The organism is uncultured Ellagibacter sp. (genome assembly GCF_934617235.1).
Lineage (GTDB): Bacteria > Actinomycetota > Coriobacteriia > Coriobacteriales > Eggerthellaceae > Ellagibacter.
This window is the reverse complement of sequence record NZ_CAKTTZ010000016.1, coordinates 1-21,941: the sequence shown is the minus strand read 5'-3', so window position 1 is coordinate 21,941 and position 21,941 is coordinate 1. Positions and strand designations below refer to the sequence as shown.

17 protein-coding genes and 1 pseudogene are annotated in these 21,941 nt (G+C 61.3%); 6 read left to right on the top strand and 12 right to left on the bottom strand.

The features are described 5' to 3' along the window. Positions 1-344: 344 nt before the first annotated feature. From moaC to Q0G85_RS04625, 3 genes are all read right to left on the bottom strand, one after another. Positions 345-857, bottom strand: coding sequence for a cyclic pyranopterin monophosphate synthase MoaC (gene moaC, locus Q0G85_RS04635; RefSeq protein WP_297149500.1), 513 nt, complete (start codon positions 855-857; stop codon positions 345-347). 105 nt (positions 858-962) lie between these two features. After that, positions 963-1,964 carry a GTP 3',8-cyclase MoaA gene (gene moaA, locus Q0G85_RS04630; protein WP_297155186.1) on the bottom strand — a complete coding sequence of 334 codons (1,002 nt, stop codon included), beginning with the start codon at positions 1,962-1,964 and terminating at the stop codon, positions 963-965. Positions 1,965-2,694: 730 nt separating this feature from the next. After that, positions 2,695-3,876 (bottom strand): MFS transporter, encoded by a 1,182-nt coding sequence (locus Q0G85_RS04625; protein ID WP_297155184.1) that lies wholly within the window; start codon positions 3,874-3,876, stop codon positions 2,695-2,697. A 175-nt stretch (positions 3,877-4,051) separates the two neighbouring features. On the opposite strand from Q0G85_RS04625, the gene Q0G85_RS04620 reads away from it, so the two are divergent. Continuing rightward, positions 4,052-4,987 carry an AEC family transporter gene (locus tag Q0G85_RS04620; RefSeq protein ID WP_297155182.1) on the top strand — a complete coding sequence of 312 codons (936 nt, stop codon included), beginning with the start codon at positions 4,052-4,054 and terminating at the stop codon, positions 4,985-4,987. Between the two features lie 263 nt (positions 4,988-5,250). On the opposite strand, the gene Q0G85_RS04615 is transcribed toward Q0G85_RS04620, so the two are convergent. The 4 genes from Q0G85_RS04615 to Q0G85_RS04600 all read right to left on the bottom strand — a co-directional run bounded on the left by Q0G85_RS04615 (position 5,251) and on the right by Q0G85_RS04600 (position 9,997). Further along, positions 5,251-6,375, bottom strand: coding sequence for a sulfate/molybdate ABC transporter ATP-binding protein (locus Q0G85_RS04615; RefSeq protein WP_297155180.1), 1,125 nt, complete (start codon positions 6,373-6,375; stop codon positions 5,251-5,253). Beyond that, positions 6,376-7,836, bottom strand: a complete 1,461-nt coding sequence (modB, locus tag Q0G85_RS04610) for a molybdate ABC transporter permease subunit (RefSeq protein ID WP_297155178.1) — start codon at positions 7,834-7,836, stop codon at positions 6,376-6,378. A 105-nt stretch (positions 7,837-7,941) separates the two neighbouring features. Then, positions 7,942-8,847, bottom strand: coding sequence for an extracellular solute-binding protein (locus Q0G85_RS04605; protein WP_297155176.1), 906 nt, complete (start codon positions 8,845-8,847; stop codon positions 7,942-7,944). A gap of 319 nt (positions 8,848-9,166) precedes the next feature. After that, complete coding sequence (locus Q0G85_RS04600) at positions 9,167-9,997, bottom strand: DegV family protein (protein WP_297155174.1); 831 nt, start codon at positions 9,995-9,997, stop codon at positions 9,167-9,169. A gap of 166 nt (positions 9,998-10,163) precedes the next feature. Between Q0G85_RS04600 and Q0G85_RS04595 the strand changes: the two genes are divergently transcribed. Beyond that, positions 10,164-10,757 carry a TetR/AcrR family transcriptional regulator gene (locus Q0G85_RS04595; RefSeq protein ID WP_297155172.1) on the top strand — a complete coding sequence of 198 codons (594 nt, stop codon included), beginning with the start codon at positions 10,164-10,166 and terminating at the stop codon, positions 10,755-10,757. A gap of 4 nt (positions 10,758-10,761) precedes the next feature. On the opposite strand, the gene Q0G85_RS04590 is transcribed toward Q0G85_RS04595, so the two are convergent. The 4 genes from Q0G85_RS04590 to Q0G85_RS04575 form a co-directional block, all read right to left on the bottom strand. After that, on the bottom strand, positions 10,762-14,367 hold the full coding sequence (locus Q0G85_RS04590) for an ATP-binding cassette domain-containing protein (RefSeq protein WP_297155170.1): 3,606 nt from the start codon (positions 14,365-14,367) through the stop codon (positions 10,762-10,764). Positions 14,368-14,604: 237 nt separating this feature from the next. After that, on the bottom strand, positions 14,605-15,126 hold the full coding sequence (locus Q0G85_RS04585; protein ID WP_297155168.1) for a GNAT family N-acetyltransferase: 522 nt from the start codon (positions 15,124-15,126) through the stop codon (positions 14,605-14,607). A gap of 22 nt (positions 15,127-15,148) precedes the next feature. Further along, positions 15,149-15,625: a universal stress protein gene (locus Q0G85_RS04580; RefSeq protein WP_297155166.1), complete on the bottom strand. Its 477-nt coding sequence runs from the start codon at positions 15,623-15,625 to the stop codon at positions 15,149-15,151. 88 nt (positions 15,626-15,713) lie between these two features. After that, positions 15,714-16,091 (bottom strand): RidA family protein, encoded by a 378-nt coding sequence (locus tag Q0G85_RS04575; protein WP_297155164.1) that lies wholly within the window; start codon positions 16,089-16,091, stop codon positions 15,714-15,716. A gap of 136 nt (positions 16,092-16,227) precedes the next feature. On the opposite strand from Q0G85_RS04575, the gene ilvA reads away from it, so the two are divergent. Next, positions 16,228-17,439 carry a threonine ammonia-lyase gene (gene ilvA / locus Q0G85_RS04570; RefSeq protein ID WP_367116867.1) on the top strand — a complete coding sequence of 404 codons (1,212 nt, stop codon included), beginning with the start codon at positions 16,228-16,230 and terminating at the stop codon, positions 17,437-17,439. Between the two features lie 188 nt (positions 17,440-17,627). Beyond that, positions 17,628-18,551, top strand: coding sequence for an AEC family transporter (locus Q0G85_RS04565; RefSeq protein WP_297155160.1), 924 nt, complete (start codon positions 17,628-17,630; stop codon positions 18,549-18,551). A gap of 160 nt (positions 18,552-18,711) precedes the next feature. Here Q0G85_RS04565 and Q0G85_RS04560 read toward each other — a convergent pair whose 3' ends face one another. Then, positions 18,712-20,094: a sodium-dependent transporter gene (locus tag Q0G85_RS04560; protein WP_297155159.1), complete on the bottom strand. Its 1,383-nt coding sequence runs from the start codon at positions 20,092-20,094 to the stop codon at positions 18,712-18,714. 287 nt (positions 20,095-20,381) lie between these two features. Between Q0G85_RS04560 and Q0G85_RS04555 the strand changes: the two genes are divergently transcribed. Beyond that, positions 20,382-21,098, top strand: a complete 717-nt coding sequence (locus Q0G85_RS04555) for an ABC transporter ATP-binding protein (protein WP_297155157.1) — start codon at positions 20,382-20,384, stop codon at positions 21,096-21,098. Between the two features lie 7 nt (positions 21,099-21,105). After that, positions 21,106-21,941 (top strand): annotated as a pseudogene (locus Q0G85_RS04550) (ABC transporter permease); the annotation flags it as partial.

Genomic DNA, 21,941 nt, shown 5'->3' with positions numbered 1-21,941 from the left:
CCCTTTCGCCAATCCTTCGAAATGCCGGCCGAGGTCAGCACAATGGCTGGGCCAGCAACACTTAATCATAAGGGCCTTCCGTTGCAGAAAGGTTAACAAGCCGAACGCGAAAGAGAACCTTTAAACAACACCTGCGCACGGAAAAGTGCGGGACCTAACCATGCGAAAAGCATCGACGGAACAGCGCTCACCAGGAGACACGAAGCTTCACTGTGCGAGAACCCTATCAACAAGAAAGCGCCCGCACACGAAAATAGTACGGGTCCGAACCGCGCGAAAAGGCACGGACGGACCCGCCAGTCAACGACTCAGTTAAGCGGTCGGCTTGCTGTTTGTGCTTCCAGCTACTCGGATTCCCCGCGAAGCCACAGGCCAGTCTTCCCGCCGTCCTTCTTGAGCAGGCGAATCTCGGAGATTTCCATCCCGCGATCGACCGCCTTGCACATGTCGTACACGGTAAGGCACGCGACACTCGCCGCCGTGAGGGCTTCCATCTCAATGCCGGTCTTGCCCGTGACGCCCGTCGTCGTCGTAACGTGGATGCCCACGCGACCGTCCTCGCGCTCGCCCTCGAGCACCGGCGTGCATTCCACCTTGGCCTTCGTGATGTTCAGCGGATGACACATCGGGATGAGCGTGCTCGTCTGCTTGGCCGCCATCACGCCCGCCACGCGCGCGCAGGCCAGAACGTCGCCCTTCGCAGCCTTGCCCTCAACGATGAGCGCAAGCGTCTCGGGGTGCATGGAGATGAACCCCTCCGCGACCGCAACGCGCTCGGTGTCCGGCTTTTGGGACACGTCGACCATGCGGACGTCGCCCTTCTCGTCGATGTGCGTCAAATGAGTATCGCCACTCATAGTGAATTCCTTTCGAAAAACGTCTCTTACGCCCGAGATTCTAAACGAAATGGCAGGTAGGCGAAAGCTGCGAGGCGCCAAAGCAGCGCGCAGCTTCGGGAAAACCTAGCCGCCAATCTGGCTCATGCCGCGCTCGGTTCCCACCTTGTCGTGGTGCTCGTCGGGCTTCGCGCCGAGGGCCTGCAGAAACACGGCGCGCTGGTCTTCCTCAGTGCCTTCGCGCAACGCGGTTCGCAAGTCGTATTCCACGTCGGAGAACAAACACGGGCGCAGCTTGCCGTCGGCCGTCAAGCGCAGGCGGTTGCACTTGCTGCAGAAATGGCGCGAGAGCGGGCTGATGAAGCCCACCGTTCCCGCAGCGTTGGGGAAATGGTAGTACTCCGCGGGGCCCCAGCCGAGCGGCTTGTCTTCCCCCGCCGGAACGAGCTCGCCTATGCCCTGCTCGCGGGCGCCTTCGTTAATGATGTTGAATACTTCCTCGCAGGAAATGACGCCATCTTTGCCCCAGCTGATGCCGTCGACCTCGGAGACATCGCCGATGGGCATGTGCTCGATGAAGCGCACGTGCAAGGGGCGGTCAATCGAGAGCTTGGCAAAATCGAGGAAGCCGTCCGCAAGCGATCGAAGCGCAACCGCGTTGATCTTCACCGGGTTAAATCCCGACTCGAGCGCTGCATCGATGCCGCGAAGCGCGTCGTCAAGCGAGCCGCAGCGCGTGATCTTGTGGAACTTCTCGGCGTCGAGCGTGTCGAGCGATAGGTTCACGCGCGAAAGCCCCGCCGCCTTCAAGTCGGCAGCCATGCGCGGCAAGAGCACGCCGTTCGTGGTCATCGAGACATTTTCGATCTCGGGCATCGCCGCGATGTTGCGCACCAGGCCGACAAGACCCTTGCGCACTGTCGGCTCGCCGCCCGTCAGGCGCACGCTTTTGATGCCAATCGTCGTCGCAATGCGAACCGCCTGTTCAACCTCTTCGATTCGCAGGATATCGAAATGGGAGAGCTGCTGCACTCCCTCTTCGGGCATGCAGTACACGCAGCGGAAATTGCAGCGATCCGTCAGCGATATACGCAGGTAATCGATTACGCGGCCATGGCCGTCCTTCATATTCCCCTCCTAGAAGTTCATTCGCAGTTGCCTAGTATACTCCAAGAAGGCAAAAAGCCGTACAACTGTGGTCGGAGCGCTACCATATAAGACGATTCGAGAATTCTTGTCACGCAGCGGCACTGGTGGCCCACAGCTGCCAGCGCCCTAGCCGCCGCCCCCGGGCGTGACGGCGTGCCCCGCGCGCAGTTCCGCAGCGAAGCGAGGACTGTCAGGGCACGGGACCACTGTCGCGACTGGGGCAAGCGAGCCAGGTCGCCAAGCCCCTGGGCGTGGCGGAGTGCATTTTCGAAAGGGGGTCCTGCCAGAAATCGGGTGGTTTTCATCAACTCGGGAAGAAGTCGCAAGGAGAAAGAGAGACCGCTCGGGGACAAGAATGTCGCTGAACTGGCCTTTTCCTTGCGCTCCCGTCGCAACCGCCAGTTGCAAGGGAAGGATAACGCCTTCCAAGAGCCTCCCGTTGATGAAAACTACTCGATTTCTGGCAGGTTGGGAGCGATTTTTCGACCACAAGACAAGAGAGGGTTGAAAGACGGGGGCTCAACCCATGAGGGCGGATCAGGCGCTCGAAGCCGGATCGCCAAGCCCCTGGGCGTGGCGGCGTGTCCCGCGCGCAGTTCCGCAGCGAAGCGAGGACTGTTTGAGCACGGGGTATGTCCTCCGCGTCCAAGGGCGCTCTCGCAGGTCGAGTACGCCGCCGCGACCAAGGGCGCTCTCGCACGCCAAGCACCTACCCGATCGATGGATGGCGCACCTGACGCAAAAGCCCGACGAAGCGCAGGAAGCAGTAGGCGATCCCGACCAGCGCAAGAGCACCGCCCACATACCCGATAAGCCCGATTCCCGCGTTCGCAGTAACCACGCCGCCAAGCCATGTCCCCGTGCCGATACCAAGGTTGTAGAGCCCCGAGTACATCGACATGGCGACCGAGCTCGCACCCTCGGGCGCGCACTTGATGACGGCGGCGTTGAACGACACGTTGAACAGCGAGGCCGCAAGCCCCCACAGCACGCACACGAGGCACGACGTGATCCCGCCACCCGCCGCCGCGAGGGCCATCAGCAGAAGCGCGGCTCCGATGCCAACACAGGCGAAACGGATGAACGTCGCAAGCGTCACGTGCCCCAAGCGGGCGAACAGCAAGCTCCCCACCAGGCCGGCCGCGCCGAAAAGCACAAGCGCGAAGGTAATCGCATTGTCGGGCAGACCCGCAACCTGCTGGAAGAACGGCTCGATGTAGCCATAGCCGGTGAAGTACGCCGTAATCACGATGATGGTGACCAGATACATGCTCAGAAGCGAGCGCGTGCGCAGAAGGCTCGGCAGCTTTCCCAGCGTGAAAGGCTTCCCCACATCGAGCTTGGGGAACACGAACGCGAGGCACGCAACGATGGCAAACGACACGATTCCCACCACGAGAAACGTCGCGCGCCACCCGATGGCAAGGCCGAGCATGCGCCCGCATGGCAAGCCGAAGATCATGGCGACCGACGTCCCCATGCCTACCATTGAAAGCGCGAGCGAGGCCTTCGAAGAGGGCGCCACGCGCACCGCAAGCGGCGTGATAATCGACCAAAATACCGCATGAGCTGCGGCAACTCCGATGCGCGCCGCCATAAGCATCCAGAAGTTGACCGATGCCGCCGAGAGCAGCTGGCATGCGCCGAACAGAGCGATCACCCCGAGGAGCAGCCGCTTCGGCGGCACCTTCGTCACGCAGAGCATCAGCGGCAACGACAAGATCATAACCGCCCACGCATACACGGAGATGAGCATGCCCGCAGCCGATTCGGTCATGTTGAAATCCGCGGCGATGTCGGTGAGCAGGCCGATGGGCATGAACTCCGACGTGTTGAACACGAAGGTCGAAAGCGTCATCCCCACAAGCGGAACCCAAAACCTCAGCGACACGAGCACCCACTTCCTTTCATCGGGCGTCCCAAAAACGTCCTTCTTCACTAAGCCGACACAGCTTACTCCATCCACCGAACAGGTCTGCATATTTTTCTTGTGGCGGCGTGAGCGGCGTTATTATCGTGCGGCACTTTTCCTGGAAGCACATCACCTACACGGAGGCACAACTGGCATGGACGGCGAATTTCTCAGCATACTCGGCACGATGGTCATCTTGTTCTTCGATATATCGATCGGGTATATCGCGAAGAAAACGCACATCATGGACAAGGCAATCGACAAAGGCCTGTCCAAACTCATTCTGAACACGGCGCTGCCGGCGATGATTTTAGGCTCGGTGCTCACCGCCGACTCGCTGCCCGGCTCGACCGAGATCCTCATCACCATGGGACTGTCGATCGTAAGCTTCGCCATCATGACCGCGCTCGCGTTCCTCGTCACGAAGCTCCTCGGCGTCCGCGATGGGCATCGCGGCGTCTTCCGCTTCATGCTCACCTTCGGCAACGTCGGCTTCATCGGATTCCCCGTGCTGTCGGCTATCTTTGGGCCCTCGACGCTGATCTACGGCTCGATCTTCAACCTGCCGTTCAACTTCCTCGTGTTCACGATGGGCGTTTGGTTCATCGCGCAGGACTCCGGCCGCGGCGCAAAGGTGAAGATGGGGCTTAAGACCTTCCTCACCCCGGCAAACATCGCCTGCGCAATCGCTATCGTACTCACGCTTTTGAACGTGCACAGCGTGCCCATTATCGGCGACGCCGCCGAGACGCTCGGCTCCTTCACCACGCCGGGCGCGCTTCTCATCATCGGCTCGTCGCTTGCCGATCTGCCGGTCACCAAACTCATCGGCGGCCCGCGCCTGTGGGTTGCCGCCATCGCGCGCCTCATCATCTCACCGCTTATCGTTTGGGCGCTCTTCCGCCTCGTGCCGGTCGACCCGATGCTCATCGACATCATGGTGGTGCTGTGCGCGATGCCGGTCGCCACAAACGGCACGATGCTGTGCTACCAATACGGCGGCGACTCGCGCACCATGGCACAAGGCACCTTCGTCACCACCGTGCTCTCGATTATCACGATCCCGATTCTCGTCATGATCATCGGGTAGAAGGCGAAGCGCGGGAAGACGAAGTCTGGATTGGAAGGAGGCCCCCGCATTCGGGCACGGGGCATTCGGGCACGGGAAAGCGAGGTCGTCCCTCTCCCGCGTTCGGGCGCAGGGCATATCCCGTGCTCAAACAGTCCTCGCTTCGCTGCGGAACTGCGCGCGGGACACGCCCTGCGCCCGAACGCGACTCTTACCCCCTCGAACGACAAAGGGGCCGCCCCTCGTAGTGAGAGACGGCTCCGCGCACTCGGCTCAAGCCAACGCTACCTCGACACGAGATAGACGCGATCCTTCGGAATGCGGATCCAAAGCTCCTCCCCCTCGCAGGGAAGGCTTGCCTCGTCGGCCCGCAGCTTGTCCACGCGCCAGAACATGTGCTGGTGCAGGTACTTCATCTCGTCCTCGTTGCGATCGAGGATTTCCCGCTCATCGCGGCAAGCGTTCACGAAGCCCAAAAGCACCGTGCGCTCGAAGCGCGAATCGCTCACGCGGTCGACCCGCACGCGGTAGGCGTTCTCGCCGGGGCCGTCGGCTCGCTCGAGATAGATAGCCCGCACACCCAGGCACTTAACGTCCCGAGGCACCTCGCGGGACATCTCCACCGTGATGCCCCAGCGCGGCAGGCGCACGTGATGCTCGTCCACGTATTCCGCACGCGTCGCGTTCTTGCACCCTGAAAGCTTGATGCCCGCCTGACTCTGCGGGTTGTTCACCAAGTCGTCGCCCGTGCCGATCTCTATGACGTGGCCGTCCTCCACCACCGCGATGCGGTCGCAGAAGCGAAGCGCCTCGTCGATGTCGTGGCTCACGTACAGGATAGTGCCGTCGAACGCGTCGAACAGGCTCACGAGGTTCTGTTCAAGAACGCTCTTCAGGTGCGCGTCAAGCGCGGAGAACGGCTCATCGAGCATGAGGATTCCCGGACGCGCCGCGAGCATGCGTGCCAGAGCGACACGCTGCTGCTGGCCGCCGGAGAGCTGCGCCGGGTAGCGGTTGTCGAAGCCTTCGAGTCCGAAGCGCTTAAGCTCACACGCCACAGCGGCATCGCGGTCGGCCACGCTAACGTCCTTACCGATGCCCGCGGCCACGTTCTGAGCCACCGTCAGGTTCGGGAACAGCATGTAATTCTGGAACAGAAGCGCGGTCTTGCGCTGCTGCGGCGTCAGGTCGACCTTGGGCCTTCTTCCTGGCGCCCTGTCGAAAAACACCGTGCCGTTCACGACGATCTTCCCCGAATCGGGTCGCTCGATGCCCGCAATCGAGCGCATAGTCAGGCTCTTGCCGCAACCGGACGCGCCCAAAAGGCCGAGCGTCTCCGTCCCGGCGGAAAACGCGTTGTACAGCTCGAAGCCCTTGAACTTCTTGCGGATGTCTACTTCAAGGCTCATCTACTTCTGCTCCCTCTTGCGGTATTTCGTGGTGTGATTGGACCACAGGTTGATGAACACGATGACGATCAGGCTGAACACGATGATGATAAGCGTCCAGAACCACGCGGTGGAATCGTTGCCGTTCATCCATTCGAAATAGATGGCGATTGGGATGGTGCGCGTGATGCCGATGTAGTTGCCCGCCATAAACAGCGTCGCGCCGAACTCGCCGAGCGCGCGGGCGAAGGCGAGCACCATGCCCGCCGCAATCGAGCTCCACGACAGGGGCAGCATCAGCTTGCGGAAGATCTTCGCGTTCGACCAGCCGAGCGTACGGGCGGCGTCGAGCATATTGCGATCAAGCCCCTCGAACGCGCCGAGCGCATTGCGGTACATGAGTGGAAACGCCACGACCACAGCCGCGATGACGCAAGCCACGGGGCTGAAAATCAACGGGAAACCGATGTCGATCCAAAATTGGCCGAACGCCGTGTTCGAGCCGCAGACGAACAGCAGGATGAAGCCGCACACGGTAGGCGGCAGCACCATCGGGATGGTGAAGATGGCGTCGAAAATGCTTTTCATACGCGGGGACAGGTTCAGGCAGAAATATGCCGCCAAAAGGCCCAGGATAACGATGAACACGATGGCGATGCCCGTCGTGCGAAGCGAGACCCACAAAGGGCTCCAGTCGAGGTTCGACAAGAACTCGCCCACAGCGGCAAGCCCCTCGGGCGCCTTCTCGATGCTCACCGCATCGGGCGAGGTGAGCTTGCCGAAGTCCCCGAACGACGGCTTCATGTAGAGGGAATTTTCCGAGTCGGTGAGGTCAGAGCCGTCGACGCCGATGACGCTCGCGTAGACGTTTCCATTGATGACCTGGTCGAACATGAAGCGGACGCCGTCTTTGTCGAAGGTTGTCTCGCTCGTGAAATACCAGGTGTCGTACTCGGAGAGCTTGGCCGAGCCCATCGCCTGCCCATCGTCGAGCGCGAGGAAGTAGCTTTTCAGTTGCGCCTGGTCAGACAAGCTTTGCACATCGATGCCGAGTTTGGCGGCAGCGGCAGCGGGAACATAGGCAACGACATACTTGTCAGCTGCGATGACCTGCACGAATGCGCTCTCTTCCTGGCCAACCAGGTAAGAGTACCCGTAATACGTGCCGTCGATTGCACGGTTCGAACCCTTCTGCGCCCGCGAGAAATCGCCTATCGCAAAGCTTGCCCCGTCCTTCAGAGCCGCCGAGCCTTCACGCGACACCTCGACGCCGTCAGCCGTCGCCTCGGCATCCGACGCAGACTCGCCCGAAGCCGAGCCCTCGGCGTCCGCGCTCGTCGCCGCCGCTGACGTTGACGTCGTCGGCGTCCGCGGGCTGTCGACATCGCCGAGCGCATCGTCGGCGAAAGCCGCAGCCGGCAGCGTGCTCAACGCGAGCGTGGCCGACAGAACAAGACTTGCGATAAACTTTCTCGCGCGCATGGAACCCCTTCTCCTTGCACCCATGGACAAGAAAGGGGATGAGCGATTCGCGTCGCCCATCCCCAGATTGCTACTTCAAGACGAACCTTCTTAGCGAAGATTATACTACGCCAACTCGAAGCCCCAGTCCTGCCAAATCTTCTGAGCCTTCTCGCTGTTCAGGCACCAATCCAGGAACTCCTGGGTTGCCTCGACGTTCGTGCAATCCTTGGTGATGGCGCCAGGGTACACGATGTTCTTGTGGGTGTCGGCCGGAACGGTACCGACGACCTGCACGCCACCGAAGCGATACACGTCGGAAGTGTACACGAACGCGATGTCGACGTCGCCGGACTGAGCATGCTTGCACACATTGCCGACGGAGGTGTCCAGAACGACCTTGCCGTCCTTCACCATATCGGTGTTGTAGGAGCCTCCCTTGCCGGAGATGTCCTTGCCGGTCTTGCCCTCGTCGTCGCCAGCCGGAGCGTACACGCCCACGGTGGACAGGGACTGAGCAGCATAGTTGCCAGCCGGAACGGAGTCGTCGCCGACGCAGATGGTGTACTTGCCATCAGCGATGTCCTGGAGCGTGACATCCTTCATCTCGGCGCCTTCCTTGGAAACCATCACGAGATCATTCTTGAACATGTCAACGCGCGTGGACTCATCCACGTAGCCCTTGGAAACAGCGGTGTCCATGGAGCCCTTGGAAGCGGAAATGAGCAGGTCGGCGTAAGAGCCGGCACCGAGCATTTCGTTGAGCTCGCCGGAAGACTTGTACTGGGTATCCTTGAAGGTGACGTTGTCATGGCCGTCCTCGATGTAGGCCTTCTGGATGTCCTCCATGGCCTTGGAAAGCGAGTTAGCGGCGAAGACCTGGAGCTCAACCGGCTCGGCCTGTTCGGTCTTGGCGGCGTCGTCCTTCTTCTCCGTAGTGGTGGTGTTGCTGGAGCAGCCGAACATCGCGAACGCCCCGACGAGCGAGAGCGCGAGCACGGCGGACAGCACCAAGCGTACCTGCTTCTTCATGTGTTCCTCCCGTTAAGTGGTCGAATACGAGCCTTGCTGGAGGGCGAAGACCCGCAGCACATCGGTTCGCGAGACAACCTTTGCCTGCGCGAATCCAAGCAAAGTCCGCCTCGCCATATCCCTTTTCGATGCGCTGGTATTTAGGTTATTTATTTTTAAGTATATAGTCAAGGAAAATCGTTGTCGTTCAGCAATATTTGTGGCTGATTCTATTCTGAATGGCGATACCTCGGGACATTACGAAACAGAAAAGCCCCGCTTGCTCCACATTTTCGACGTGGAACAAGCGGGGCAGCAGAAGCACGGGTAGGAGGCGCGCTTACCCTTCGAACCCTACGAGAACGCCACCGGGCTCGCAGTAGTAGGAGCACAGGCCTCGGTTGGCGCCGATGCGAATATCGCATGCGGGCCACAACTCGCGAATCTTGCTCGCAAGCGCCTCAGCCATCTTCGGGTTCCCGGTGTGACGGATGCGCACGCGCCCGCCGACGAACCCCACGGTCTCCATGTTCTCGAAGAGCTGCTTGAGCGCCCGCTTCTCGCCACGCGGCTTGTTGAGCACGCCAAGCTCGCCCTCTTCGCTTGCCTGCCCGACGATACGCACGCCGAGCACGCCTGCAACCTTCGCGACAAGCGGGCTCACGCGGCCATTGCGCACGAAGTTGTCGATACGCTCAAGCGAGAACATGAGATGTGTACGCGAGGCGTAACGGCGCAATTCATGCACGAGATCGTCGAAGTCCATGTCGCTTTGCGCGAGCTCGTTCGCACGCTGTGCGAGAAGCTCAAGCTCAGGACCTGTCGTCAGTGAGTCGAGCACGAACACCTTCGCCTCGGGGTGATCGAACAGGAAGTGCTTCGCTGCTGCCTGCGCGGAATTGAACCCGCCCGAGATCTTGCTCGTAAGGGCAAGCGCGACGATTTCGTCAGCACCTTCGAATGCCTCTATCCATTCTGCGATGTTCGGGCACGACGTGCTCGACGACGCGCCCTCAACCGAGAACGCCTCGATAAGCTCGTCCACATCGAGGCTTGCGTCATCGGGGAATTCCCGCTCCCCCACCCGCACCTTCATCGGCACTGAAGCGATATCCCGCACACCCTCGACGAAAAGATTTGCTGAAGAGTCGACCACGACCCTGCGCACCATAGTTCCCCCTTGCCGCCGATGCGCGCATGATGCTAACGGCGCGCGACGGTTTTTCCGTAGCTTATCTGTTTTGCACTAAAGGTACGCAAGGCTTGAGGTTTGAGCAACTACAATCACGTACGAAACGTCAGTTACTTATACAGTTATCTCGTAATGTGAGGTTGTAATGGACAAACGCGTCGTGAAAACCAAGCGCACCATCAAGCAGACGCTTATCGAGCTTCTCGTGACCATGCCTTTCGAGAAGATCACCGTCACCGAACTATGCCGCGCCGCCGACGTGAGCCGCATTACCTTCTATACCTATTATGATGACAAATACGCCCTCGCCGACGAGCTGTTCCGCGACGACATGGCGCAAGCCGAGGAGCGCTACCGTGCGCTTCAGGCGGAAAACAACCCGAGGAAAATTCCCACAAACAGCTATCACAACTTGCTGACCTGCGTCTTTGGGGTATTCGAGCAGAGGAACGGCATCTTTATCCACTGCTCGTCGACGAAGAACCCCTATCTGCACTCGGCATGCTTCAACCATGTGGTGCGCGTCGTGGAGAATTACGTGCAGAACCACCGCAACGCGCTCAAGCCGAAATATCCCTCACCGCTCACGGCAGCCCTTGTGTGCAACGGATTATTCGGGATGTTCAACCAGTGTCGCGCGCAGGGCATGTCCCTCAAGGAAACGAAGAAGGTCGTCTTCGCCGCATTCGACGACCTGCTCGCCTCATCACTGTTCTGTCACAGCGCCCTTATCGGGTAGGCAACTAACTGATTCGCCCGCATTCGACGGTAAACGATTCGTCGGCGATGCGTGCCGTCGACTCGCGATGACTTACAAGCACGATCGTCTTGCCCACGCGGCCGTCGCGCAGCGCGCGCAGAACAGCCGCCTCGTTCAAGCTGTCGAGATTGCTCGTCGGCTCGTCGAGCAGCATGAACGGCGCGTCATGCAGGAACACCCGCGCGAGCCCGATACGCTGGCGCTCGCCGCCCGAAAGCGTTTCGCCCAATTCGCCCACCGGGGTCGAAAGGCCCAAAGGCAGACGCTCGATCAGGTCATCGACTGACGCCTTACGGCATGCCTCCATCACGTCGTCGTCACTCGCAGAGGGCCGCCCCAGACGAATGTTGTCACCGATCGTGCCCGTGAACAGGTGCGTTTCCTGCGTCATGAAACCCTCGACGGAGCGCAAGCTCGCCGTGTTCACCTGACGGATGTCGGCACCGGAGATCGAGACCTCGCCGCTTCCCGCATCCCAGAAGCGCATGAGCAGCTTGCACAGCGTCGATTTCCCCGAGCCGCTCTTCCCCGCGATTCGCACGATCTGCCCCGGCTTCACGGCAAGGCTCACATCGCGCAACACCTCCTCGGCACCATAGGAGAACGACACGTCGCTCACCTTCGCGCCGGAAAACCCTTCGCGAGAAAGTTCCTGCCCGCCCACAACCTCGGGCGTTGCCGGCTCCTCATCGAGAAGATCGAGCACGCGCGCACCCGAGGCGAGCGTCTGCTGCAGGGTCGACCCCAGGTTCGCCACAGCGATGACCGGCCCAAACGACGACATGAGCGCGCCGACGGCAATGATCGCCGCGCCGAAGCTTATCGCCCCTTGCGAATAGAGGGCGCATGCGAAAAGCAGCATCGCCGCGTCGAATGCGAGCACAAGCGCGTTCGTCAGCGCCATGAACAGCGAGGTAGTGCGCTTCATGACGACCTCGATGCCCGAAAGCTCGAGCATGCGCTCGCCCAATTCACGAGAGCGCTCTTGCTCGCCGCCGAACTGGAGCGTCTCGCGCAGACCGCGCAAGCTATCGAGAACGAACGTGTTCATATCCCCGATCGCATCGCGGAAGCGTCGCCCGCCGCGCCCTTGAGCACGAGATGCCGCCACCGGCAGCGCGACTCCGATCGCCAGATACGCGATGGCCGCAAGTACCGCGAGCAGCGGGGAGGAAACGGCGCCGATGAAGACGACCATGCCCACCGAGACGATGATTGCGATGAGCACGGGCGAGACGGTGTGCGCGTAGAAAACCTCGAGCAGCTCGATGTCTGACGTGACGAGCGAGACGAGGTTGCCCTTGTCGCGGCCCTCGAGCTTCGCGGGGGCCAAGCGGCGGAGCGCGCCGAACACCCGGTCGCGCACGAGCGCGAGCAGCTTGAAGGCGATGTAGTGGTTGCAGATCTGCTCGCCATAGCGAAGCGGGCCGCGCAGCACGCCGCACGCGGCAATGAGTGCGATAGCGCCGACGGTAAGCCCAGCGCCCGCCTGCACGTTGGCAAGCGCCGAAGTGCCCGCAACCGTGAGGAAGATCGCTGCCGTGAAGCCGAGGACGCCGAGCGCAACGGCAAGCACCATCACGGGCGCGAGCGGGCGGACAAGCCCGATAAGGCGCGCCATCACCGCGAAATGGGAGCGCGGCTTCGCGTTCGGCTTGCCGGAATCGCGCCCCGCCACCCCAGCAGGGGAATCGGCACGCGCAGGTTCTTCCTCGAAAGCAGCGGGACTTCCCGTGCGGTCGGCCTGCTCCTCGCCCAAGCCTGCCACAGGTGAAGCCTCGCCCGCGACGTCGTCGCCAATCCCAGCTCCCGCAGCCGCGTACGCTTCGAGTTCTTCCTGCTTGCGCCACAGCTTCGCGTAAACCCCGCCCTTGGCGAGCAGCTCGTCATGCGTGCCGCTCTCGGCGGCTTCGCCGTCGGAAAACGCGTAGATGCAGTCGGCGTCGCGCACCGCCGACAGGCGATGGGAAATCATGATGACGGTCTTCTCGCGCGCAAGTTCACGGATGACGGCGAGGATCGACTCCTCGCTTTCCGCATCGATGTTCGAGGTTGCCTCGTCGAAGAGGTAAATCGGCGTGTCGTGCAGAAGGGCGCGCGCCAAGGCGAGACGCTGACGCTGGCCGCCGGAGAAGTTGCTTGCCTGTTCCGCAACGGGAGCATCGAGCCCTCCTGATTCGCGCACAAAGCCGCCAAGCGCGCATCGCTCGAGCGCGGCCATAAGCTCGGCGTCACTCGCGTTCGGGCAGGCCATGAGGAGGTTGCTGCGAATCGTGCCCTTGAACAGGTAACTTGAGAACGGCACCGTCGTCATCGTCTCCATGAGCGAGGCGCGCGAGATTTCGGCGACGTCAACACCGCCGATGCGCACGGACCCCGAAAACCCTGCGTTGCGCCCTGAGAGGATGCCGGCAAGCGTCGACTTCCCCGATCCGCTCTCTCCTACGATGCCGACGAACGACCCGGTGGGAACATCCATGTCGACGTGCTTTAAGGCCTGGCGCTCTCCGTCGTAGGAATAGCTCACGTCACGGCATTCGATTCGCACGTCGCTCGGATCGACCGCCGCCGTGCCTGTCTGGGGGTCGGGCACCGAAAGCAGCTTGAACATCTTGTCCGCCGCAGCCATGCCGTTCATGGCCGTATGGAAAAACGACCCGAGCGTGCGCATGGGGATGAAGAAATCGGCGGCGAGGAAGATGATCGCGAAGGCGGCGGCGAAGGGCACCGCGCCCGCAGCGTATTGCTGCAGCACGACGATGATGCCGATCGCCGCGCCGCCGAAAGCGAAGAGGTCCATGATCGTGATGGAGTTCAGCTGCATGCGCAAAAGTCGCATCGTGGCCCGGCGGAAGCTCTCCGCCTCGCGGTTCATCTCCTCGTGGCGCGCCTCGTCGGCCCGATAGATCTTAAGCGTCGTCAAGCCTTGGAGATTCTCCAGGAAGGCTGTCCCCAAATCGGTATAGGAGCCCCAGTACTTCCCCACCACTTTCCGCGCGATCTTCTGAATCGCGACGATGGAGACGGGGATAAGCGGCACGCAGATGAGGAGCACGACCGCAGCGGGAAGGCAAAGCGGAGCCAAGAACACAAACAGCGTAAGCGGCGCAGCGAGCGCGTAGAAAAACTGTGGAAGATAGGACCCGAAATAGCTTTCGAGCTGCTCTGTGCCCTCGACGCTCAGCTGCACAGCCTCGCTTGTCGCGACGTGCTCGGTGTAAGAGAGGCCGAGCGTGACGAGCTTGTCGTATACGACCTGACGAATCGTGCGTTTCGCTTCCCCCGCTGCGCGTTGCGACTCGCGTTGCGCCGCGCGCGAGCACGCAAAGCGGACGACGATCGCGACAAGCGCGCAGACGGCAACGCCCTGCCACGAGGAAACGAACGCGAGCACACCCGAGAATGCGGGGCCGACGCCCGTGAAATCCTCCGGGGTCACCGGGCGGCCCTCAAGCGCACCCTGCAGATACAGCCCGATCGAGACCATGAGGGCGATGTTCGCCAGAAGGGCGATCCACTGGAACAGCACGTTTGCCGCAATATGCGAGCGCGCCGAGAAAACCATCGCCAAAAGCCGCTTATCGAACATGCAATTCCCGCCCCATTATCTTTTATGAAAAGTTATCCTGTACTGACAAGTGTTTCATATTGAGGGGAGCGGCTCGTTTTGTCAACCGAAAATAACTTTCTGCACGTGACCAATCCGCCCTCGGAAGGCGTTTAGCACAAACGAAAGGGGCTGACCTTGCATCCAAGATCAGCCCCCGCAACTGCCGAGCCGCCAGTTTCGATTGCCTTCCAGCTCGGCTACTTCCAGCCTCTATCCCTAGTCGGCTTCCACTTCGATCGTCATCCTGAAGCGGTCGGACGCATGCGCATAGCCGGTCTTCTCGGCGATACGGCGCATCGACGCATTGCGCGTTTCCACGTAGATCGCATCGACGCCCACGCGCATCGCGACGAGCGGCCATGCGCGCAGCATCGCAGCCATATGCCCCCGACCTCTAAACTCAGGGCGCGTATAGCAAGCGACCACCGTCGCCGTGCGCTGAACGCCGGACACCCCGCCGTAGGTCGGCAGGCGATCGAACACCTCGACCCCCGACATGGAGGCGATCTCGCCATCCTGTTCGATGAACAGGAACATCACGCGCTCGCCCAATGTGCGTTTAAGGTGCGCCTCAGTCTCGCTTCGGAAATGGGCAAGCTCCCCCGGCTCGGGGTTCGCCCCCCAATACTCGAGCGATTGGGCGACGCGCATATCGCAGATGGCGGGAATATCCTCTTGCGTGGCGAGGCGAATCGTCGCGCCTTCGCCCACAAGGGTGGAGAAATCAAGTGCAGTCATAAAAGCAAGCTATCCTAAAAACCTATTTAACTGTCAGAACGGGGACGTCCGTGGAGCGCAGAAGACCGAAGCTCACGCTGCCGAGCATGCCGCGAATAGCGCCGAGGCCACGACGACCCATGACGATCAGGTCGCAACCGTTCTTCTCGGCGTAGCGCGCAAGCGCCTCAGCGGGAGCGGTTCCTGCTACCACTTCGATGGTCACTTCGCCCGGAATGTCCTCGATGAGGCCTTGCAGGTGCTCCGTGACCTTTTCTTTTGCCTGGTCGAGCGCCGCCCGAACCACGCCCTCGTACTGCTCGTAATTCAGCATGCCGAACGGAACGCCGTCAAGCGAGCCTTCCGTACCGAGCTGATCGACGCCCATGACGCCCGAAGGCACCACATGCACGATCGCGATCTTCGCATCGGAAGCGGCAGCCAAACCCTTCGCGTATTCGAGGGCATGTTTCGCGTGCTCTGAACCATCGTAGGGAACCATAATCTTGCTGTACAGCATGAGACGCTCCTTTCAAACGACCGTTCGCGCAAAGCCTGCACGCGAACCCTGCATCACCATTATACGCCGAACCGAACAAGCAAAGAGGCTAGTTCACCTCAGCGATAACTTCAACTTCCACAAGCGCTCCCTTGGGAAGCTTCTCGACCGCCACTGCCGAGCGAGCCGGGCGCACCTCACCGAAGGACTTCGCGTATTCGGCGTTGAAGGCGGCGAAATCGTTCATGTCGTTCAAGAAGCACGTCGTTTTCACCACATGGTCGAAATCGGTGCCAGCAGCCTCGAGAATCGCAGCCACGTTCTTCATGACCTGCGCGGTCTGTTCCTCGATGGTCGCGCCCACGATCTCGCCCGTTTCCGGATCGAGCGGAATCTGGCCGCTCGCGAACAGAAGACCGCCCGTGATATTGCCCTGGGCATAGGGGCCGATCGCCGCCGGCGCATTCGGGGTGGAGATGGTTTTCATAATGTGCCTTCTTTCTTGAAGTTCGCCCGATTCTGAAAAATGCTGCGCTGTTTTTCGCATGTGAAGATTATAGTGATGGACGCTTATGAACCATAGAGGAATGCAAGGAAAATAAATGTCAGACGAAGCTACGCACATGCTCACCCTGCCCGCCTTCGAGCAGGCGGCGCAAAAAGTTCGCGAGGTCACCCAGGAGACCAAGCTCATCGAGAGCCCCCATTTCAGCGAAATCGCCAACAACCGCGTCTTCTTCAAGCCGGAAAACATGCAGCGCACCGGCGCCTACAAGGTGCGCGGCGCATACTACAAGATCAGCACGCTTACCGACGACGAGCGCAAGCGCGGCCTTATCACCGCATCCGCCGGCAACCATGCGCAGGGCGTGGCCTATGCGGCGCAGCGCTACGGCGTGCCCGCCACCATCGTCATGCCCGCGACGACGCCCTACATCAAGGTGGAGCGCACCAAGGCGCTCGGCGCCGAAGTCGTGCTCGCAGGCGACGTGTACGACGAGGCCTACGCCCGCGCGCTCGAGCTTGCCGAGGAGCGCGAGCTCACCTTCGTGCACCCCTTCAACGACCTGGGCGTCGCAACCGGTCAAGGCACTATCGCGATGGAAATCGCGCAGGAGCTGCCGCTCGTCGACTACATCTTGGTCCCCATCGGCGGCGGCGGGCTTGCAACGGGTGTGTCTACCCTGGCCAAGCTCCTAAACCCACACATCAAGGTCATTGGCGTGGAACCTGCGGGGGCGGCATGCATGAAGGCGTCGCTTGAAGCAGGCCACGTCGTGAAGCTGCCGCACGTGAGCACCATCGCCGACGGCACCGCCGTGCAGGAGCCGGGCGACAAGATCTTCCCCTATCTCCAGCAGAACCTCGACGGCATCATCACAGTCGAAGACGAGGAGCTCATCGTGTCGTTCCTCGACATGGTGGAGAACCACAAGATGATCGTGGAGAACTCGGGGCTTCTCACCGTCGCAGCACTTCGCCACCTCGACTTCACGGGGAAGAAGGTCGTGTCGATCCTCTCGGGCGGCAACATGGACGTCATCACCATGTCGTCGGTCGTGCAGCACGGCCTGATCCAGCGCGACCGCATCTTCACGGTCAGCGTGCTTCTGCCCGACCGCCCCGGCGAGCTCGTCAACGTCGCCCAGGTCATCGCCGAGAGCAAGGGCAACGTCGTCCGCCTTGACCACAACCAGTTCGTCACGACCAATCGCAACGCCGCCGTGGAGCTGCGCGTGACCATCGAGGCGTTCGGCACCGCGCACAAACAGCAGATCGTCGAGGCGCTCAAGGCGAAAGGCTTCCGCCCGCGCGTCATCCAAGCGCACCTGTAAGCGTACGGCGAGCTGGGCTCGCGGGCTTGCGTTTGCGGGTACGACCGCGTTCGCACTAGCGCTTGCGCCCGGGTTTGCGCCCGCACTTGCGCCACGCCCGCCAGCCACAAGGCACCACCCCACGACAGGGGCGAACCTCAGACGCGGTTCGCCCCTGTTTGCTTTTGAGAGGACAGTGATTCGAAAGCATGGAAGAAGTCATGTTGAAAGTGGCGGCGTTTGTCGCCATCATCGTCGCAGGTCATCTGACGGGAAGATCGCGAACGCTTGGACCGCGCCCCGAGCAGTGCGTGAGCAAGATCGTGTTCACCTTCACCCTGCCCTGCGCAATCGTTCACGCATTTGGTGCAGCCGAGTTCACCCACAACCTGCTCATCCTGGTGCCGCTCGGGCTCGCCTGCGCGCTCATCCCCCATCTCGCGGTGCTCGCAGCAACTCGCAAAACCGAGCGCCGCGACCGTGTGTTTTACCTGCTCAATTGCTGCGGCTTCAACATCGGATGCTTCTGTTTGCCCTTCGTGCAGACACTCTTCCCCGCTCAGCTCGCAGTGACCACCTGCCTGTTCGACGCAGGCAACGCCATCATGATGACGGGCGGCTCCTACGCGCTCACCGGCCTCGTTGCAGGCAAGGGGCCCGTCGAGCATCCGGTGAAGTTCGTTGTAAAGAGGCTCGCGAAATCGATCGCCTTCGACGCCTACCTCATCCTCATCGTGCTCGCGGTGGTAGGAATTCGCATTCCCGACGCAATCGTCCAGTTCACGGCCCCTATCGCGAACGCGAACTCGTTCCTCGCGATGTTCATGCTGGGACTTATGATCCGCTTCGAGGTCAATCGCGAAAAGCTCGCGAAGGTGGCGCGCCTTATCGGGCTTCGCGTTGTCGTGTCCATCGTGGCAAGCGCGCTCGCTTTCGCCTTCCTGCCCTTCGATACGACCACGCGCATCGTCATCGTGATGCTTCTCTGGGCACCTGCAAGCGCCATGGGCCCGACGTTCACGCTCTGGTCAGACGGCGATTTCGGCCTGGCGGGACTCGCGAACGCGCTCACCATCATCCTCGGCGTCATCGCAACGACGACCATCGTTCTTGCAAGCGGCGTCGTGGCATAATGAAGGCGCCCCGCCGGCAACGAAGCCGACAGGGCGCGAAAGGACAAGCAGACGGGGCGAATCGAGCGCGAAGCGAGCACGCGGCTCGAACGAACTCGAGCGGCACCCGAGCAGGCGGAGTCCAAGCGGCACTCGAACAGTGAGGTGCCAAACGATCCCGCTAGAACTTCATGATGCCGAGCGACTGGGCGAGCGCGGTCACGAGGATAACCACCACAAGCACAGGCGCCACGTACTTCACCATGACCGACCAGGCCTTCGCCATCTTGAAGGGCGCGGAGATGCGCACCTCGTCGATGATCGCCTTCGGCTTGATGATCCATCCGACGAACACGCAGGTCAAAAGCGCAACGATTGGCATAATCACCGAGTTGGAGATGAAGTCGGCGAAGTCGAGCAGCGAGGAGCCTTCGCCTAAGGGCTGGATGAACGAAAGCACGTTGTAGCCCGAGTTGATGAAAAGACCAGCCACCACGATGAACACGATGGTAATCACCAGCGACTTGCGACGCGAGTAGCCCGCGCCGTCCTGGATGATGGAGACACAGGTTTCGGTAAGCGAGATCGCGCTGGTGAGCGCCGCGAAGAACACCAAGAGGAAGAAGACGAATCCCACGATGGTCGCCACCTGCCCCATGTCCGCGAACACCTCGGGCAGGATGATGAACATGAGCGAGGGACCGGAGTTCTGCGCGACGGCTTCGCCCGACCCCATGGCGACGAACGCGGCGGGCACGATCATGAGGCCCGCGAGGAACGACACGCCCAGATCGAAGAAGCCGATGCGCGTGACAGACTGCGTCAGGGACGCCTTCTTCTCGAGGTAGCTGCCGTAGGTGATCATGATGCCCATGGCAAGCGACAGGCTGTAAAACATCTGCCCGAGCGCACCGATGACCAGCTCCGGCGAGAACTTCGAGACGTCCGGCATCAGGTAATACGCCGCACCGTCGAGCGCCCCGGGAAGCGTCAGCGTGAAGATGGCGATCGCGATGGCCATCACGATAAGCGCAGGCATCAAGATGAGGTTCGCCTTCTCGATGCCGCCCTTCACGCCTCGCGCCACGATGATGAACGCCGCTGCCATGAAGATCAGCATGAAGACCGAGCTGTCGACGCCGTTGGTGATAAAGTTCGAGAAGAACGTGCCGCCGTCCGCCATTGCCGCAGGTCCAGCCGCAATATAGGCGAATGCATACTTCGTCACCCAGCCGCCGATGATGCAGTAGTACGGCACGATGATGAAGGGCACGACCGACGCCAACACGCCGATGAACATGAACTTCTTCCCGAAATGGCGGAATGCGCCGATGGCCGAAAGACCCGTCTTGCGACCGATCGCCGTTTCAAGCAGCAAAAGCGATACGCCAAACGTGAACACCAACACCAGGTAGGTGATGAGGAACGTGCCTCCGCCGTACTTCGCCGCCAGGTACGGGAAGCGCCACATGTTTCCCAAGCCGACCGCCGAAGCGGCAGCCGCCAGGATGAACGCCCATTTGCCTGACCACGACGAGCGCGATCCGGTTTTCGTAGATGCCATACTATTCCCTTTTCCCAATCGAGAGCGCAAGCAAAAGTGCCGCGCATGCTGGAACCCTCCAATTCGGGCTATTTTACCTGAGCATTACGATTTCTCGTGCGAGAGAAGGGTATTCGGCATTCCTCTTCGCCCAGCTGCGGAATTATGAAGGAGGCAAGCCCTTGGCGAGGAGCTCGGAAAGGAGTGGAAACTAACCGAAAAGCGTTGCACATGGTTAACTTTTAAGCTATAAGTTAGCTGAATGCAACCTAAAGGGGCCACTGCGCTCCTTTCGAGAAAGAACGCCCATGGCAAAATCAACCACCCCCTATCTCGTTATCGAGAACCTCGCCAAGCACTACGGCGACGGCGAGGCCCGCGTCCAAGTCCTCGACGGCATCACCTGCACCGTCAACCGCGGCGAGGTCTGCGTCATGCTCGGTCCCTCCGGCTCGGGCAAGTCGACCTTCCTGAACCTCATCGGCGGGCTCGAGGACGCCGACGGCGGCGCCATCTCTGTCGGCGGCTGCGAGCTCACGTCCCTCTCGCCAAAAGACCTCGGCGAGTATCGCCGTCGCGAGCTCGGCTTCGTCTTCCAGTTCTACAACCTCGTCCCCGACCTCACCATCAAGGAGAACATCGAGGTCACGGCGCACCTGTCCAAGAACCCGCTCGACATCGATGACCTGCTGCACTCGCTGGGTCTCTACGAGCACCGCAACAAGTTCCCGCGCCAGGTCTCCGGCGGCCAGCAGCAGCGCTGCGCCATCGGCCGCGCCCTCGTGAAGAACCCGGGGCTCATCCTGTGCGACGAGCCCACAGGCGCCCTCGACTACAAGACCTCCAAAGAAGTGCTCGAGCTCATGGAGCGTGTGAACCAGCAGTACGGCTGCACCCTCGTGATCGTAACGCACAACGCCGCCATCGCCCGCATGGCCGACCGTGTGCTGCGCCTGCGCGATGGCCGCCTGGCAGCTGACGAGGTCAACGAGTCGCCCGTGCCCGCCTCTAAGCTTGATTGGTAGGCGCCCGATGACTCCTCTCGCCAAGCGGCTCCCCCGCGAGCTCAAGCACAACATCGGCAAGTACCTGGGCATATTCCTGCTCATGTGCGGAAGCATTGCCCTCACGTCGGGCTTCTTGCTGGCCGCGCACTCCATCGGCTGCCTCATCGACGACATGCGCGACGAATACATCATCGAAGACGGCCGCGTGATAACGGCGTTCGAGGCGACCGACGACCAACTCGAAGCGGCCGCCGACGCCGCCGAGGACGTCGGAGGCGTCACGTTCTACAAGAACTTCTCCATCGACGCGACCTTCCGCAAGTCCACAGGCGACGACGGCACCAAGCGCACGATGCGCACCTACGCGCACCGCACCGAGGTCGACCTCGCGTCCTATTGCGAAGGCGCCGAACCTCAGGCGGACGACGAGGTGGCCCTCGACCGCGTCTTCGCCACGAACAACGATCTCGCCGTGGGCGATACGGTCGAGCTCGGCGGCCGCGCCTACACCATCTGCGGCATCATGACCCAGCCCGACAGCCAAGCCCTCTTCCTCAACAACTCGGACTTCACGGTGAATACCATCACCTACGGCGTTGCCGAGGTCTCAGACGCCGGCTTCGCCGCGCTCGAGGACGCGGGAGGCGCGCCTACCTACACGTACTCCTTCACCTTCAACGACCGCGGCCTCTCCGTCGCCGACCGCACCGATGCCGAGAAGGACATGGTCGAGGCCCTGACGGACGCCGACGCCCGCGTGGACGACCTTGTGGACGCCGACTCCAACCAAGGCATCGGCTACGCGCGCGACGACGTGGACGGCGACTCCATGATGTGGACGACGCTGCTCGACATCATCAT